This window comes from Rhodopseudomonas pentothenatexigens (assembly GCF_900218015.1).
Taxonomy (GTDB): domain Bacteria; phylum Pseudomonadota; class Alphaproteobacteria; order Rhizobiales; family Xanthobacteraceae; genus Rhodopseudomonas; species Rhodopseudomonas pentothenatexigens.
Genome location: NZ_UFQQ01000001.1, coordinates 84,914 through 101,455, shown reverse-complemented (window position 1 = coordinate 101,455; position 16,542 = coordinate 84,914). Strand labels below are relative to the sequence as shown.

Below are 16,542 nucleotides of genomic sequence, written 5' to 3'. Positions count from 1 at the left end.
ACAATGGTTGATTTCAAATCGATTATCGCAAAGGTCGCGACCGGCGCGACGCTGACGCGCGAGGAGGCTGCCGGCGCCTTCGACGCGATGATGTCCGGCGACGCGACGCCGTCGCAGATGGGCGCGCTGCTGATGGGCCTCAGGGTCCGCGGCGAGACCGTCGACGAGATCACCGGCGCGGTGACCGCGATGCGCGCCAAGATGCTGCCGGTCACCGCCCCGGCGGACGCGGTCGATATCGTCGGCACCGGCGGTGACGGCTCCGGTTCGGTCAACGTCTCGACCTGCGCCTCGTTCGTCGTCGCCGGCTGCGGCGTCACCGTCGCCAAGCACGGCAATCGCGCACTGTCGTCGAAATCCGGCGCCGCCGACGTGCTCGCCGCACTCGGTGTCAGGATCGACATCACGCCCGAGCAGGTCGGCCGCTGCGTCGAAGAAGCCGGCATCGGCTTCATGTTCGCGCCGACGCATCACCCGGCGATGAAGAACGTCGGCCCGACCCGGGTCGAACTCGCCACCCGCACCATCTTCAACCTGCTCGGACCGCTGTCCAACCCGGCCGGCGTCAAGCGTCAGATGATCGGCGTGTTCTCGCGGCAATGGGTGCAGCCGCTGGCGCAGGTGCTGAACAACCTCGGCTCCGAGGCGATCTGGGTGGTGCACGGCTCGGACGGGCTCGACGAGATCACGCTGTCCGGCACCACCGCGGTGGCCGAACTGAAGAACGGCGAGATCACCAGCTTCGAGATCAGCCCCGAAGACGCCGGCCTGCCCCGCGCCCCGGCCGAAGCGCTGAAGGGCGGCGATGCCCAGGCCAACGCGGTGGCGCTGCGCGCCGTGCTGGAAGGCATGCCCGGTCCGTACCGCGACGTCGCGCTGCTCAACGCCGCCGCGACGCTGGTGGTCGCCGGCCGCGCCAAGGACCTCAAGGAAGGCGTCGCGCTCGGCGCGAAGGCGATCGACAGCGGCGCCGCCGAAGCACGGCTGAAGAAGCTGATCGCTGTGTCGGAAGCGGCCTAGTCGTCATGCCTGGCCTCGTGCCGGGCATCCACGTCTTGGTCACGCGACGTGCCGGCGATGTGGATGGCCGGGACAAGCCCGGCCATGACGGAGTACAAACGCAGCTTCACTCGAACTGGACGAGCCATCGTGTCCGACATCCTGACCAAGATCGAAGCCTACAAGCGCGAGGAGATCGCGGCCGCCAAGCGCGAGCGTCCGCTCGCCGCGATCGAGGCGATCGCGCGTGAAGCCTCGCCGCCGCGCGGCTTCGTCAAGGCGCTGCGCGCCAAGCATGCGGTCGGCGACTACGGGCTGATCGCCGAGATCAAGAAGGCATCGCCATCGAAGGGACTGATCCGCGCCGACTTCGATCCGCCAGCGCTGGCACGGGCCTATCAGGCCGGCGGCGCGGCGTGCCTGTCGGTGCTGACCGACACGCCGTCGTTCCAGGGCAGCCTCGATTATCTCGTCGCCGCGCGCGCCGCGGTGTCGCTGCCGGCGCTGCGCAAGGACTTCATGTACGACACCTATCAGGTGGTCGAAGCCCGCGCCTACGGTGCCGACTGCATCCTGATCATCATGGCGGCGCTCGACGATGCCGAAGCCAAGGACATCGAGGACGCCGCGTTCGAGTTCGGCATGGACGTGCTGCTCGAAGTCCACGATGCGCCAGAGCTGGAGCGCGCACTGAAGCTGCGGTCGCCGATGGTCGGCGTCAACAACCGCAACCTGCGTACCTTCGAGGTGACGCTGGCGACCAGCGAGGCGCTGGCGCCGCTGATCCCGAACGATCGCCTGATGGTCGGCGAAAGCGGCATCTTCACGCCCGCCGATCTCGCCCGCCTCGCCCACGTCGGGATGTCGACCTTCCTGGTCGGCGAAAGCCTGATGCGGCAGCAGGACGTCACCGCCGCCACCCGCGCGCTGCTGGCGCGCGCGGCCTGAGGCGAAGCATGGCAAAGACCGCGAAGTCGAAATCCAAGCCGGAGGCAACGCCTCCCGCCCTCACCCATATCGGCGCCAGCGGTGAGGCGCGGATGGTGGACGTGTCGGAAAAACCTGCCACCGAACGCGTCGCGGTCGCCGAGGGCCGCGTGGTGATGAAGAAGGCGACGCTGGAGCTGATCCTCAGCGGCGACGGCAAGAAGGGCGACGTGCTCGGCACGGCGCGCGTCGCCGGGATCATGGCGGCCAAGCGCACCGCCGAGTTGATCCCGCTGTGCCATCCGCTGGCGCTGTCCAAGGTCACGCTCGACATCACGCCGGACGCCAAGCTGCCTGGCTGCATCGTCCGCGCCACCGTCAAGGTCACCGGCCCGACCGGCGTCGAGATGGAAGCGCTGACCGCGGTCTCGGTCGCGTGCCTGACGATCTACGACATGATCAAGGCGGCGGAGCGCGGCGTCCGGATCGAGGGCATCCAGCTCATCGCCAAGACCGGCGGCAAGTCCGGCGACTACGTCGCCAGTGCGAGCCGGAAATGAGCTAGCATCGGCGGCCTCTCGAACGTCAGGTTCCCCGATGCCCGCCGACCTCGCCTCTCCCGCCGACACCATCACCGGCCTCAGCGAGCGCGAGGCTGCAGCCCGGCTCGCCGGCGAGGGCTACAACGAGCTGCCCAGCCCCGATCGCCGCACGCTGCTCGGCATCGTGCTCGAGGTGGTGCGCGAGCCGATGCTGGCGCTGCTTCTCGGCGGCGGCGTGGTGTACCTGGCGCTCGGCGATCTTAAGGAAGCAATCATCCTGCTGATCTTCGCCACGCTGTCGGTGGTGATCACGGTGGTGCAGGAAGCGCGCACCGAGCGGGTGCTGGAGACGCTGCGCGACCTCACCAGCCCGCGGGCGCTGGTGATCCGCGACGGGGCACGCAAACGCATTGCCGGCCGCGAGGTGGCGCGCGGCGACGTCATCGTGCTGTCCGAAGGCGACCGCATCGCCGCCGACGCGGTGCTGTTGCAGGCCGACGATCTCTTGGTCGACGAGTCGCTGCTGACCGGCGAGTCGGTGCCGGTGCGCAAGCTCAGCCGTGACGAGGCCGACGCCTCGGCATCGCATCGCCCCGGCGGCGACGATCAGCCCAATGTTTATTCCGGCGCGCTGGTGGTGCGCGGCGGCGGCATCGCCGAAGTGATCGCCACCGGCCCACGCAGCGAGATCGGCAGGATCGGTCAGGCGCTCGGCTCGGTGCAGACCGAAGCGCCGCGGCTTCAGCAGCAGACCCGCAAGCTGGTGCGGACCTTCGGCATCATCGCCGGAGCGTTCACGCTGCTGGTCGTAATCCTCTACGGCACGCTGCGCGACGGCTGGCTCGACGCGGTGCTGGCCGGCATCACGGTCGGCATGTCGATGCTGCCGGAGGAATTCCCGGTGGTGCTGACGGTGTTCATGGCGATGGGCGCGTGGCGGATTTCGCAGGCCCGGGTGCTGACCCGGCGCGCCGCCGCGATCGAGGCGCTCGGCTCCGCCACGGTGCTGTGCACCGACAAGACCGGCACGCTGACCGAAAACCGGATGTCGGTCGCCGAACTGCGGCTCGCCTCCGGAGAGGCGTTCCGGCCGGGCGGGGACGCCGCGCTGCCGGACGGCTTCGCGCCGCTGCTGGAAACCGGCCTGCTCGCCGCGGCTCCCGATCCGTTCGATCCGATGGATCAGGCACTGCACCGTCTGGCCGGCGATCACCTGCCGAATGGCAACGGCGCACGCAGCCTGGTCCACGCCTACGGGCTGCGCCGCGACCTGCTGGCGATCACCCAGGTCTGGCGCGACCCGGACGATGCCGGCAACTACGTGGTGGCGGCTAAAGGCGCGCCGGAGGCGATCGCGCGGATGTGCGGGCTCGATGACGCCGCGCTCAGCGCCGTCTCACGGACCGTCGATGCGATGGCCGCCGACGGGCTGCGCGTGCTCGGCGTCGCCCGCGCCTCGCATCCCGGCGAGGATTGGCCGGAGACCCAGCTCGGCTTTCGTTTCAACTTCCTCGGCCTGATCGGCCTCGCCGACCCGCTGCGCGCGTCGGTGCCGGCCGCCGTCGCCGACTGCCGCGCCGCCGGCATTCGCGTGGTGATGATCACCGGCGATTATCCGGCGACCGCGCAGGCGATCGCCCGTCAGGCCGGGATCGGGGCCGACGCCTGCGTCACCGGCGAAGAAATCGCGGCGCTCGACGACGCCGCGCTGGCGGAGCGGCTGCGCAGCGTCACCGTGTTCGCGCGGATCATGCCGGAGCAGAAGCTGCGGATCGTCGAGGCGCTGAAGGCCGATGGCGAGGTGGTGGCGATGACCGGCGACGGCGTCAACGACGCGCCGTCCCTGAAGGCCGCGCATATCGGCATCGCGATGGGCGGCCGCGGCACCGACGTCGCCCGCGAGGCTTCGGCAATCGTGCTGCTCGACGACGACTTCGCCTCGATCGTCAAGGCGATCCGGCTCGGACGGCGGATCTACGACAACCTCGTCAAGGCGATGGGCTTCATCTTCGCCGTGCACGTGCCGATCGCCGGGCTGGCGCTGCTGCCGCTGCTGTTCGGACTGCCGATCCTGCTCGGCCCGATCCATATCGCGTTCCTGGAGATGATCATCGATCCGGTGTGCTCGATCGTATTCGAGGCCGAGACCGCCGAGGACGACGCGATGAAGCGGCCACCGCGCGATCCGGAGCAGCCGCTGTTCAGCCGTGCGCTGATCGCCTGGGGTTTCATCCAGGGAGCGCTGGTGTTCGCGCTGGTCGGCGGCGTGTTCGTGATCGGACAGTATCGCGCGATGCCAGACGCCGAACTCCGCGCCCTCACCTTCTTCGCGCTGGTGCTGAGCTTCGTCGGGCTGATCTTCGTCAATCGCTCGTTCAGCGCCTCGCTGCTGACGGCACTGCGGCGGCCGAACGCGATGCTGGCGGGGATGCTCGGCATCGTCGCGGTGGTGCTGGTGGCGAGCCTGACATGGCCCTGGCTGCGCGATCTATTCCGGTTCGGCCCGCTGCATCCGGACGATCTCGGCCTCACCGCGGCCGCGGCGCTGGCGGTTCTGATCGTGCTGGAACTGGTCAAGCCGCTGTGGCGGAGGATGATGCGGCAATCGGCCTGACGCCGGCCGCCGCATCGCACGGCGCGCATCTGCGTCGTCACGCTAACGCGTAGTCCGCGGCCTGCCGGTCGATCACGAACCGGCTGGTGTTGGAGCAATTTTCACAGCGGTAGATGTGGCGCTCGAATTCAACCCTGCGCCCGACCGGCCGCGGCTCGACGCGCGCAAGCCGCATGGTCGCGCCGCACTCGGGGCAGCGTGACGGGTCGAAACTGGTTGATACGTGGCGCCAGACCATAATGCCTCCTCCATGATGGCCGGTCATCGTCGGACGGATCATGCTGAGCGGCGCGGTCGCCGCTCAGACGGATCGAGGCCCCGCCTTTCGGCGGCGGATCGTCGTCATCGAGCCGCTGCAGGGCGTCGAGGATCGCGCGTAGCGGCACCGGATTGCGGTGCCCCGGCGCAAGACGCAGCCACGGCTGCTGCTCGACGGCGTTGGCGTCGGATGCCCATGAGGACAGAATGGCCCGCTTGTCCGCGGTGCTCAGCGCGTCGTCACGCAGCACCTGGTCGGGATGATCGTAGACCGTCGCCGACGGTCTCGAGGCCGTGACGCTCGCGGCGCCAGGCGCGTAGCTGTGTTCGAAATTGGTGGATCGCATCTGTGGTCCTCCCGAATTCCTCCTTCCAAACCGGGACGGCCGATGACTTGGACACGGCGTTACCGCTTTCAAGACCCCGCGCGAAAAAAATCTTCTCGCCCCGTCACAGGGCTACCACCCGCCTCTTGACGGCGGCACGGCCGCGCCCAAATCGAGGGCGCACCCACGATACGCGGGCGACTTCCCGATCACAACTAACAGTATCGAGGATCATTCAAGACGAGTACGAGGAGGCATCCATGAACATGCGCGACATCATCCCCTGGGGCCGGACCAATCAACCCGCGACCCGCTCGTTCGACGGTGACCCGTTCCTGTCGCTGCACCGCGAAATGAACCGGCTGTTCGACGACGTATTCCGCGGTTTCGACTTGCCGACGCGTGCCGGTGCGCTGACGCCGTTCAGTACAGGTTGGCCGAAACTCGAAATCGCCGATGGCGACAAGGAGCTGAAGATCGCTGCCGAAGTGCCGGGCCTTGAAGAAAAGGACGTCGAGGTGTTGCTCGACGATGGCGTCCTGACCATCCGCGGCGAGAAGACGTCGTCGACCGAGGCCAAGGACAAGCAGTTCAGCGAGCACTTCTACGGCAAGTTCGAACGCCGGATCCCGCTCGACGCCGCGATCGCGGCGGACCAGGTCACAGCCAGCTTCAAGAACGGCGTGCTGACCGTGACGCTGCCGAAAGTGGAAGCCCCGCCCTCGACGGCCAAGCGGATCGAGATCCAGAAGGCGAGCTGATACTAACCCGCGGTTAAGCATGTCGTCGTGCCCCCCGTGCGGGGCACGGCGTGTCGCAAACAGTTAGCGATCGTTATCCGTCGACAACAACTCGAATTTAACAAGTCTGAGTTGCAATCGTTTCCGACGTTGCTCCAACCACGCGGGGAACCATTGCATGACTCAGCCGCGGCGATTTGCGCGTGTCCGTCCGAGCGGGCTCGTATCCGGCAATGCCAATTTGATCGTCGGGGCCAAGCTGCCCGTGATCCCCTGCCGCGTGCTCGACTATTCGGCCGGTGGCGCCTGCGTCGAGCTCAATGCCGACGCCAATCTGCCGCAGCGGTTCGAGCTGCTGCACGGCGCCACCAGAAAAAAATGCCGCATGGTGTGGAAGCGCGGCCGCCGCGTCGGGCTGTGCTTCTGAGCCGATCGAACGGGCCCGGCGAAAGCTCTGTCAGCGTTGCAGGTCCGGCGGGAGCGGCGGATTCTCGCGCATCAGCATGATGGTGACGCGACGATTGGCCGACAGCATCGGCGCATCCGGCAACAGCGGATCGCCGTCGCCCTTGCCGATCAGAGACAGCACCTGGCTTGTCGGCAGCCCCTCCTGCTTGAGAATTTCGTGCACGGCGCTGGCGCGGTCGACCGACAGGCTCAGCGGATCGACGTCACCGTTCCGCATGACGGTGGCTGCGGTGTGTCCGACGATGCTGATCCGCAGCGAGGTGGCGCGCAGCGGCGCCGCGAGCCGGGCGACCAGCTTGCGGGTGCGCTCGTACGGCACCGCCGAGCCGTCCGGAAACATCGGGCGGCCGTCCTGATCGGTGAGCTCGAGATTGAGCCCGGCCGGGGTTTCGTCGAACATCACATTCTTCGACATCTCGGCGAGTTCAGGCACGTCCTGCAGCGCCTGGCGCAGCGAGGCCGAGGCCAGTGCGAATTCGCGTTCGGCCTTGGCGTGCGAAGCCGCGCTGCCGGAGCCGCCCGCCTCTTCCAGATGCGGCGTGTTGCTGGCCTGGTCGGGCGCGACGTTGCGCTTGCTCTTGACGTGGCCCTGCACCGGCACCCCGTCGGTCTCGAGAATGCCGGCGAACCGCGAATTCTGCTGCACGCCGAACGCCTCGCGCATCGAGCCGGCGATGATCTGCATCTTGTGCAGGTCCTGGGTCGAGAACGAAACCAGCATCACGAAGAAGCTGACCAGAAGGCCCATCAGGTCGGCGAAGGTCACGAACCAGCCGTGGGCCTGGTGTTCCTCTTCGACCTTCTTCTTGCTGCCCGACGCCAGGCGACCGCCACCGCCCTTCATCAGGATCGCCCCGATGCGGTCGAGAACTGCGACAAGACGGGACCTTCGAAGCGCATGAGCGGATCGCCGCTGACCAAATCCGGCGCCGCGACCCCGCATGTGGTGCAAGGTGATTGCAAAAGGATGCGCTCGCAGCGCCAATCGTTCTACCTGCTGCGGATTACCAAACGGTTTCGTCAGCCTATAACATTCTTTAACCAAAATAAGCCTGTGTCGCTGCTCGCCTCTGATTCCGGACTCTCGCCGACAGGTTTCGAAGATATGACGACCGCTCTCAGTCCCGGCGCCGCCGATGCGCTGCTGTTCGATCTCGGCCGCGTGGTGATCGACTACGATCTGCGCCGCACGCTGAAGGCCTGGGCGGTCGAGCTCGGCAGCGATCCGCACGCGTTGATGGCCAAGCTCGCGCAGGACGACACTTTCCACCGCTACGAGACCGGACACGTCACCGACGAAGAGTTCTTCGCAGCGGTACGCACCGCGCTGGACCTGAAGCTGACGGACCAGCAACTGCGCGACGGTTGGAACGCGATCTTCATCGGCGAGATGCCCGGCATCGCCCCGCTGCTCGACCGCGCCGCCAGGCATCTTCCGCTGTACGCGCTGTCCAACACCAACGCCGCGCACATCGCGCATTTTTCCGAGCACTATGCCGAGTTGCTGGTGCACTTCCGCGAACTGTTCCTGTCGTCGCGGATCGGAATGCGCAAGCCGCACGGCGAGACCTACGATTTCGTCGTCAAGGCGATCGGCATCGCGCCGCAGCGCATTGTGTTCTTCGACGATCTGGCGGAAAACGTCGCAGCCGCGCGCGAGCGCGGGCTGCACGCGGTCCAGGTGCGCTCCAGCGACGACGTCGCCCGCGCGCTCGATCAGCTCGGCCTGTAAGCGCGCGAACGAACCGCGACGAGACCTGATGATGACCGACGCTGCCGCCGATCTCGCCTGGGATCATCCCGCCCCGTTCACGCTGCCGATGACGCCCGCGCCGGGCGATATCGACGGGCTCAATCACACCAACAATTCGGTGTATGTGCGGTGGTGCGACAGCGTCGGATGGGCGCATTCCGAAGCGCTCGGCCTGTCGCTCGCCGACTGGCAGCGGCTCGATCGGGCGATGGCGATCCGCCGCGGCGAATACGACTACCTGCTGCCCAGCCATCTCGGCGACGAGATGCTGCTCGGCACCTGGATCTACGGCAGCGACGGCAAGCTGGTGATGGAGCGCCGCTTCCAGCTGATCCGCCCACGCGACGGCGCCACCATCATGCGCGGGCGCTGGCAACTCGTCTGCATCGAACTCAGCAGCGGCCGGCCACGGCGCCTGCCGCCGGAATTCGCTACGGTGTATCTGCCGGTGATGATCAACGCCGACGATGGCGACCCGGCGCCGGCAACCGCTTAGTACAGGCCCCTTCAGGCCGAGGCCGCACGACGTCTCGGCCCCTGGCGAAGGAAACCGCGACGCAGGTCGGTATCAGCGCCTGACTTGATTGCCCGCCCACGTGGCGCCTTGTCGCCTCATCTCGGTTCAACCACCGGAGCCCGCCCCTCATGTCCGCAGCGGCCAGCATGTTCGTGCGCCAATTTTTCCACGGGACACGGGCAGATCTCAGTCCCGGAGACCTGATCGTGGTCGGCCACCAGTCCAATTTCACTACGGCTGCGCCGTTGTCCTGGGTGTATTTTGCCGGCACGCTGGATGCCGCGATCTGGGGCGCCGAGCTGGCGGCCGGCGATGCGCCGCAGCGGATCTATGTCGTCGAGCCCACCGGCCCGTTCGAGGACGACCCTAACCTGACCGACAAGAAGTTCCCCGGCAACCCGACGCTGTCCTACCGCTCGCAACATCCGCTGCGCATCGTCGCCGAAGTGACCAAGTGGCAGGGCCACACGCCGGAGCGCGTGCAACAGATGAAGGACGGGCTCGCCCGCCTCAGCGCCGAGGGCGCTGAGATCATCGACTAGAGCCTCAGACGCGCGACCACGCGGCGAGCGCACGCCGCGCGACGACCGTCGTCATTGCGCCGGCAGCGCCCGGCAGTCCATCGAATACACCAGCTCGCCCTTGGCGGTGCGGCCGATCGGCTGGCACGGCACGGAGGCGCGGGCAGCAGCCGGCGCCGCCGCAGGCACGCTCGGCGCGGCCGTGGGCCTCGCTGCTTCGCCGGCTACCGATGCGGCTGGTGCGGGCGCCGGAGACGGTGCCGGAGTTGCCGGGACCGCCGGTTCAGGCGCGGCGCCGGGCGGACTGTAGTCGCCGGTGTTGAACGACGGCATCCAGCCTTTGCTCCAGTCGTGGCGCATCCAATACACCGAGACGAAGGCGATCGTGCCGACCACGATCATGATCCGCAGGAACCATTTCGGAAACTCATCCATCTGCGCGCTCCGTCCGCTCGATGCCAGCAACAGGTGGTACAGGCCGACACGACGGTTCGACAATAATGATTTCGAACGACGCGGCGCCGCAGGACGGCTGCGGCAGGCTTGCGTGGTCGCCGTGCGCCACCTAAAGCCGGCTTGGACGCTTCGATTTCGTTTCGCCTGGAAGGGAGTGGTGCCATGGCCCTGATGCCGGTCGACGATGCGCTCGCCGCGGTGCTCGCCGGCGCGCACGGGCTCGAGACCGAGATGGTCGCGCTCGAGGACGCGCACAGCCGGGTGCTGGCGCGCGATCTCACCGCGCTGCGCACCCAGCCGCCGCAGCCGATGTCGGCGATGGACGGCTATGCGGTACGTGCCGCCGATGTCGCGGCCCCGCCGGTAACGCTGCGGGTGATCGGCGAGATCGCAGCCGGCCGGCCGGCGACGACCGGCATTGCTGCCGGCGAGACGTTGCGGATCTTCACCGGCGGCGTGGTGCCGGACGGCGCCGACGCGGTGGTGATCCAGGAAGACACGGTGCGCGACGGCGACCGCGTCACCGTGAACGAAGCCGTCCGGCCCGGCCGTCACATCCGCCCGGCCGGGATCGATTTCAGCGAAGGCGAGGTGCTGCTGCGCCACGGCCACCGCCTCAGCGACCGCGACCTCGCGCTCGCCGCCGGCATGAACCACCCGGCGCTGCCGGTGCATCGCCGGCCGCGGCTGGCGATGCTCGCCACCGGCGACGAACTGGTGATGCCGGGAGCGACGCCCGCCCCCGGCCAGATCGTCTATTCCAACGGCTACGCGCTGCGCGCGCTCGCCCGTGCCGAGGGCGCCGAGGTGATCGACCTCGGCATCGCGGCCGACACCCTCGACGCCACTCGGGCGGCGATCCGGCAGGCGCGCGATCTCGACGTCGATCTGCTGGTGACGACGGGCGGCGCGTCGGCCGGTGACCACGATCTGGTCAAGGACGCGCTGGAGGCCGAGGGCACCGCGATCGCGTTCTGGAAGATCGCGATGCGCCCCGGCAAGCCGATGATGCACGGCCGCCTCGGTGCGCTGCGGGTGATCGGCCTACCCGGCAACCCGGTGTCGTCCTATGTCTGCGCCGTGCTGTTCATGGTGCCGCTGATCCGGGCGCTGTCGGGGCGGAGCCAGGCCAAGCATGTGCCCGAACCGGCGCTGCTCGGCGCCGACATCGGCGCCAACGATCAGCGCCAGGACTATCTGCGCGCCAATCTGGCGCGCGACGGTGAAGGCCGCCAGATTGCGACCCCGGTCGACAGCCAGGATTCGTCGCTGCTCGCCCGGATGGCGGCAGCCGAAGCGCTGATCGTACGCCCGCCCTTTGCCCCGGCGGCGCAAGCCGGCTCCGGCTGCCTCATACTTAAATTACCGTCATAGCAACTGGTGAATTTCCGGGCGCGCGATTAAGAGGTTGCGGAACACACCCCGAACAGATAGTGTCCGTTCATGATTTGTTTTCGAGATTCGAGGAAGATGGCTGCCGTCGGAAGCTACTCTCTTCGAACCGGAACGCACCTCGAACCGGCCCACCGTCGCCGACTGGGGATTTGCCGATGCTGACGCGCAAGCAGTTTGAGTTGTTGAAATTCATCAACGAGCGGCTGAAGGAAGCCGGCGTCCCGCCGTCGTTCGACGAGATGAAGGACGCGCTCGACCTCCGCTCCAAGTCCGGAATTCACCGCCTGATCACGGCGCTGGAAGAACGTGGCTTCATCCGTCGGCTGCCGAACCGCGCCCGCGCGATCGAAGTCATCAAGCTGCCGGACACCGGTGGCATGCCCAGCGGAGGCCGCCGCGGCTTCACCCCGAGTGTGATCGAAGGCAACCTCGGCAAGGTTCGGCCGCCGAGCTCGGCTCCCGTCGAGGATGACGATGATCGCGGCAGCGTCGCGGTGCCGGTGATGGGCAGGATCGCCGCCGGCACCCCGATCGAAGCGCTGCAGACCCGCAGCCACACCATCAGCGTCCCCGCCGACATGCTGGGTAGCGGCGAGCACTACGCGCTGGAAGTGCGCGGCGACTCGATGGTCGAGGCCGGCATCCTCGACGGCGACATGGCGCTGATCCAGAAGAACGATGTCGCCAACACCGGCGACATCGTCGTGGCGCTGATCGACGACGAGGAAGCGACGTTGAAGCGGTTCCGCCGCCGCGGCGCGTCGATCGCACTGGAGCCGGCCAATGCGGCGTATGAAGTGCGGATCCTGCCGCCCAACCGCGTCCGGATTCAGGGTAAGCTGATCGGGCTGTACCGCAAATACTGAGGCGGACCGCCTCCGGTCCGGCGGCGCCCTGCTCTGCGGCCGCCGCCACATCGTCTCGCACCGCATCGTCTCGCACCGGCCGGCGGTTCAGTCCTCGTCCGACTGATCCTGCGGCGCCGGGGTCGCGTCGACCGGAGCCCGGCGGGCGGCTGTGCCTGGGGCAGCGGGATCACCGGCCTGCTGCGGCCCCTCCGGCCGCGCCGGAGCCCACGGACGATTGCGGCCGCTGGGCCGGGCCGTCTCGGCCACGAACAACTTGGGAGCGGCCGGGCTCCGACGCAGCGCCACAGCGCCCTTCTCCCGCAATTCATCGGTCGCGATCACCCGCGCCGCACAGTCCGGCGGCGGCTGCGCCGCGGTGACGATCAGGACGGCGCGGGCGCAGTCGTCGTCGAGGCCGTCGGGCCGCAGCGACAGCGCCACCAGTCGGCCATCCGCCAGTGGCGCCACGCAGCCGTCGGGATCGCAGGACACGCCGGCGCGCAGCGACGGCGCGTCCGGGGTCCGGGGATCGGCGTCGGCGGCGAGCCACTGCTTCAGCCGGAAAGCGTCGGCGCCGCTCTGCATCAGGTGCAGCCGGCCGTCGGCGCCCCGGACCGCGACCTGCCGCCCGTCACCTGAAATCAGCACCTCCGGCTGCGGCGTCAACGCCACCCAGCCGACTGCGGCCACCAGCCCCAGCGCACCGCTCCAGCGCAGCGGCGTGCGCAGCAATCCGATCAGCACCAGACCGAGCGAGGCCAGCAGCAGCGCTCCGGTGCCGAACGCGGTGACGCGGCCGACCGCGCCGGGCAACGCCGCCACCCACTGCGCCACCAGCACCATCCAATCGATGCCGAACTCCATGATCCGCCAGAACGGCGCGTCGAACCCGAACGGCATCGCGGCGAGCCCGAGCAGCCCCGCCGGCATCACGATCGCGGAGACCACCGGCATCGCCGCCAGATTGCTGAGCACGCCGTACGGCGTGATGCGGTGGAAGTGATAAGCGCCGTAAGGCATGGTCGCGAGGCCGGCGATCAGCGAAGCGAGCGCCAGCAGCGCAATCTCGCGGCCGCCCCACAGCGCTGCGCGCGCCGCCGCCGAACTGTCCGCCTTGGCGAACAGCGCCGGCATGCCGACCTGCACCAGCGCCACCAGGCCGAAGGTGGCGGCGAACGACATCTGGAAGCTCGGGTGCACCAGCGCTTCCGGGGCGATCAGCAGCACGACCAGCGCCGCCAGCGCGAGGGTGCGAAAGGTGATCGCGCGGCGGTCGACCATCACCGCGATCAGCACCACCGCGGTCATCAGAAACGAGCGCTGGGTCGCGACCTCGGCGCCCGACAGCGCCAGGTAGAACGCCGCCGCGCCGAGTGCCGCCGCGGCAGCGACCTTCTTGATCGGAAACGTCACCGTCAGCGCCGGGATCAACGCCAGCAGCGCGCGCAACGCAAAGAACACCACGCCCGCGACGACCGCCATGTGATATCCGGAAATCGACAGGACATGGCCCAGGCCGGAGACGAACATCGCGTCGTTGACCGGCGTCGAAATCGCGTCGCGCTTGCCGGTGAGCAGCGCGGTGGCGATGGCGCGCACATCGCCGTCGAGCGCAGCCTTGATCCGGGCGTCGATCGCGTCGCGCAATCCCTGCGTCGCCGCAGCGTAGCGGAGCCGCCAGCCGCCGTCCTGCGGCGGCTCGGCGGTGGCGATCGCGCCGAGCACGAAGCCGGACGCCGCGATGCCTTGGAAATACAGATCGCGCGCGAAGTCGTAGCCGCCCGGCCGCAGCGGCTGCAGCGGCGGCTGCAGCCGGGCCTTCAGCGTCACGAAGCTGCCGACCGCGGGCGCGGTGCCCTTGCGCACCGACAGCCGCACCCGCTGTAGCGGCGGCGCTCGCGCCGCCGTCAGCTTGGTCACCCGCAGCACGAAACGATCGGTGCGCTCGCGCTCCTCGCGAACTTCGACGAAGCCCTGCAGCTCGGCAGCAAAGACCGGCACCGCCAGCACCGGATGCGCGATCCTGGCGGCCTTCAGCGCCACGGTGGCGAACCCCGCCGCCAGCGCTGCGCTCAGCAGCAGCGCCGCAAACGCCCGGCTTCGCCGCAGCAGCACGGCGGCGACCGCGGCCACTGCAGCGGTTGCCGCAGCGACCCAGGCGACCGGCTCGTGATCGGCGGCGAAGTACAGCGCGATGCCGGCACCGAATGCGACCGGCGTCCACGGCAGCAGCCGGCCGGGCCCGGCTTCGGCATAGGTCCAGTCACGCAGGCGGTCCTGCAGGGCCGGCCACCACGACAGGCCGAACGGCTGCACCGCGCCGGCCCCTGCCGGAGCGGTCGGCCACGTCCGTGCTCTGGTCCGATCGCGCCGCTCCACGGCACCCGCCCCCGTCCGCCGCGGCGCGGACAGTGGAGCAGATTGCGCCGGCCGGCAATCGCCCGCGGGCCGCGATCGGGATCAGAAGCCGGTCAGCCCTTGGCGACTTCCTTGGCGAAGGTATCTCGCAACCCGATAGTCCGGTTGAACACCGGCCGCTCCGCGGTCGAGTCGCGGTCGCGGACGAAGTAACCCTGGCGCTCGAACTGCAGCGGATCAGTCGAAGTGCTCGCCGCCGTCTCCGGCTCGATCCGAGCCTCGGTGAGAATTTCGAGCGACTGCGGGTTGAGGTCGTCGGCGAAGGTCGCGGCGCTCGGCGCAGGATTGGCGAACAGCTGATTATAGATCCGGATTTCCGCCTTGACCGACTGTGCGGCCGGCAGCCAGTGCATCGTCGCCTTGACCTTGCGGCCATCGGGCGCGTTGCCGCCGCGGGTTTCCGGATCGTAGGTGCAGCGTAGCTCGACGATCTCGCCGGCGGCGTTCTTGATCATCTCGCGGCACTTGATGAAATACGCGTAGCGCAGCCGCACTTCGTTGCCCGGAGACAGCCGGAAGAACTTCTTCGGCGGGTTCTCCATGAAGTCGTCCTGCTCGATGTAGATCTCGCGGCCGAACGCGACCTTGCGGGTGCCGAGGCTCGGATCGTCCGGATGGTTGATCGCCTCCAATTCCTCGGTCTGGCCTTCCGGGTAGTTCTCGATCACCACCTTGAGCGGCTTCAGCACGGCCATCCGGCGCTGCGCGGTGCGGTTCAATTCCTCGCGGATGCAGAACTCCAGCATCCCGAGATCGACCACGCTGTTGGCTTTCGCCACGCCGATCCGCTTGACGAAGTCTCGCAGCGCCGCCGGCGGCACGCCGCGGCGCCGCATCCCCGCCATCGTCGGCATCCGCGGATCGTCCCAGCCCGCGACATGGCCACCGCGCACCAGCTCGGTCAGCACACGCTTCGACAGCAGAGTGTAGGTGATGTTGAGCCGCGCGAATTCGTACTGCCGCGGCTGCGACGGCACAGGGAGCTTCGACAGAAGCCATTCGTACAGCGGCCGGTGATCCTCGAACTCCAGCGTACAGATCGAATGGGTGATGCCCTCGATCGCATCCGACTGGCCGTGCGCGTAGTCGTAGCTCGGATAGATCGACCATTTGTCGCCGGTGCGCGGATGGTGCGCATGCAGGATGCGGTACAGCACCGGATCGCGCAGGTTGATGTTGCCCGACGCCATGTCGATCTTGGCGCGCAGCACTCGCGCGCCGTTCGGAAACTCGCCGGCCTTCATCCGCCGGAACAGGTCGAGGTTCTCCTCGACCGAGCGGTCACGGAACGGGCTGTTCTGGCCCGGCTCGGTCAGCGTACCGCGGCTGGCACGGATCTCGTCCTGCGACTGGTCGTCGACATAGGCGTCGCCGTTCCGGATCATCAGCTCCGCCCAGGCGTAGAGCTGCTCGAAATAGTCCGAGGCATAGAACATGTGCTCGCCCCAGTCGAAACCGAGCCAGCGCACGTCGGCCTGGATCGAGTCGATGTATTCCTGCTCTTCCTTGGTCGGATTGGTGTCGTCGAACCGCAGGTGGCAACGGCCGCCGAATTCCTGCGCGATGCCGAAGTTCAGCGCGATCGACTTGGCATGGCCGATGTGCAGATAGCCATTGGGCTCCGGCGGGAACCGGGTCACGATGGTCCGGTGCTTCCCGCTGTCGAGATCGGCCTGGACGATGTCGCGAATGAAGTCGCGCCCTGCCTCGCCCGCCGCTGTGTCTGCCGTCGTCATGCGTCAATCGTCCTACTGCTCGGA

16 protein-coding genes are annotated in these 16,542 nt (G+C 68.2%); 11 read left to right on the top strand and 5 right to left on the bottom strand.

Annotated features, from left to right (window positions below):
* Positions 1-3: 3 nt before the first annotated feature.
* The 4 genes from trpD (at position 4) to DWA33_RS00440 (ending at position 5,082) form a co-directional block, all read left to right on the top strand.
* A complete protein-coding gene (gene trpD / locus DWA33_RS00455; RefSeq protein WP_114356158.1) occupies positions 4-1,020 on the top strand; it encodes an anthranilate phosphoribosyltransferase in 1,017 nt (338 codons plus the stop codon).
* Positions 1,021-1,149: 129 nt separating this feature from the next.
* Entirely contained in the window at positions 1,150-1,947 is a 798-nt protein-coding gene (gene trpC, locus DWA33_RS00450) for an indole-3-glycerol phosphate synthase TrpC (protein WP_114356157.1), read from the top strand.
* A gap of 8 nt (positions 1,948-1,955) precedes the next feature.
* Positions 1,956-2,486: a cyclic pyranopterin monophosphate synthase MoaC gene (gene moaC / locus DWA33_RS00445; protein WP_167443093.1), complete on the top strand. Its 531-nt coding sequence runs from the start codon at positions 1,956-1,958 to the stop codon at positions 2,484-2,486.
* Positions 2,487-2,523: 37 nt separating this feature from the next.
* Entirely contained in the window at positions 2,524-5,082 is a 2,559-nt protein-coding gene (locus DWA33_RS00440) for a cation-translocating P-type ATPase (RefSeq protein ID WP_114356156.1), read from the top strand.
* A gap of 128 nt (positions 5,083-5,210) precedes the next feature.
* On the opposite strand, the gene DWA33_RS00435 is transcribed toward DWA33_RS00440, so the two are convergent.
* A complete protein-coding gene (locus DWA33_RS00435; protein WP_114356155.1) occupies positions 5,211-5,687 on the bottom strand; it encodes a hypothetical protein in 477 nt (158 codons plus the stop codon).
* Positions 5,688-5,926: 239 nt separating this feature from the next.
* Between DWA33_RS00435 and DWA33_RS00430 the strand changes: the two genes are divergently transcribed.
* Together DWA33_RS00430 and DWA33_RS00425 are read left to right on the top strand one after the other, a co-directional pair.
* Positions 5,927-6,427, top strand: a complete 501-nt coding sequence (locus tag DWA33_RS00430) for an Hsp20/alpha crystallin family protein (RefSeq protein WP_114356154.1) — start codon at positions 5,927-5,929, stop codon at positions 6,425-6,427.
* Between the two features lie 157 nt (positions 6,428-6,584).
* Positions 6,585-6,833 (top strand): PilZ domain-containing protein, encoded by a 249-nt coding sequence (locus tag DWA33_RS00425; RefSeq protein ID WP_114356153.1) that lies wholly within the window; start codon positions 6,585-6,587, stop codon positions 6,831-6,833.
* A 30-nt stretch (positions 6,834-6,863) separates the two neighbouring features.
* On the opposite strand, the gene DWA33_RS00420 is transcribed toward DWA33_RS00425, so the two are convergent.
* Positions 6,864-7,718 (bottom strand): OmpA/MotB family protein, encoded by an 855-nt coding sequence (locus tag DWA33_RS00420; protein WP_114356152.1) that lies wholly within the window; start codon positions 7,716-7,718, stop codon positions 6,864-6,866.
* Between the two features lie 261 nt (positions 7,719-7,979).
* Between DWA33_RS00420 and DWA33_RS00415 the strand changes: the two genes are divergently transcribed.
* The 3 genes from DWA33_RS00415 (at position 7,980) to arr (ending at position 9,686) form a co-directional block, all read left to right on the top strand.
* Positions 7,980-8,606, top strand: a complete 627-nt coding sequence (locus DWA33_RS00415) for an HAD family hydrolase (protein WP_114356151.1) — start codon at positions 7,980-7,982, stop codon at positions 8,604-8,606.
* Positions 8,607-8,637: 31 nt separating this feature from the next.
* The gene (locus DWA33_RS00410; RefSeq protein ID WP_181902377.1) at positions 8,638-9,123 is read left to right on the top strand and encodes an acyl-CoA thioesterase; all 486 of its coding nucleotides are present in this window, start codon (positions 8,638-8,640) and stop codon (positions 9,121-9,123) included.
* 149 nt (positions 9,124-9,272) lie between these two features.
* Complete coding sequence (arr, locus tag DWA33_RS00405; protein ID WP_114356149.1) at positions 9,273-9,686, top strand: NAD(+)--rifampin ADP-ribosyltransferase; 414 nt, start codon at positions 9,273-9,275, stop codon at positions 9,684-9,686.
* Positions 9,687-9,737: 51 nt separating this feature from the next.
* Here arr and DWA33_RS00400 read toward each other — a convergent pair whose 3' ends face one another.
* A complete protein-coding gene (locus tag DWA33_RS00400; protein ID WP_114356148.1) occupies positions 9,738-10,100 on the bottom strand; it encodes a hypothetical protein in 363 nt (120 codons plus the stop codon).
* Between the two features lie 183 nt (positions 10,101-10,283).
* Here DWA33_RS00400 and DWA33_RS00395 point away from each other — a divergent pair, with 183 nt between their 5' ends.
* Positions 10,284-11,495 carry a molybdopterin molybdotransferase MoeA gene (locus DWA33_RS00395; RefSeq protein WP_114356147.1) on the top strand — a complete coding sequence of 404 codons (1,212 nt, stop codon included), beginning with the start codon at positions 10,284-10,286 and terminating at the stop codon, positions 11,493-11,495.
* A gap of 176 nt (positions 11,496-11,671) precedes the next feature.
* A complete protein-coding gene (gene lexA / locus DWA33_RS00390; protein ID WP_114356146.1) occupies positions 11,672-12,382 on the top strand; it encodes a transcriptional repressor LexA in 711 nt (236 codons plus the stop codon).
* Between the two features lie 87 nt (positions 12,383-12,469).
* Here lexA and DWA33_RS00385 read toward each other — a convergent pair whose 3' ends face one another.
* Both DWA33_RS00385 and DWA33_RS00380 read right to left on the bottom strand, forming a co-directional pair.
* Positions 12,470-14,743, bottom strand: coding sequence for a ComEC/Rec2 family competence protein (locus DWA33_RS00385; protein WP_114356145.1), 2,274 nt, complete (start codon positions 14,741-14,743; stop codon positions 12,470-12,472).
* Positions 14,744-14,835: 92 nt separating this feature from the next.
* Positions 14,836-16,518 carry a glutamine--tRNA ligase/YqeY domain fusion protein gene (locus DWA33_RS00380; RefSeq protein WP_114356144.1) on the bottom strand — a complete coding sequence of 561 codons (1,683 nt, stop codon included), beginning with the start codon at positions 16,516-16,518 and terminating at the stop codon, positions 14,836-14,838.
* Positions 16,519-16,542 lie beyond the last annotated feature (24 nt).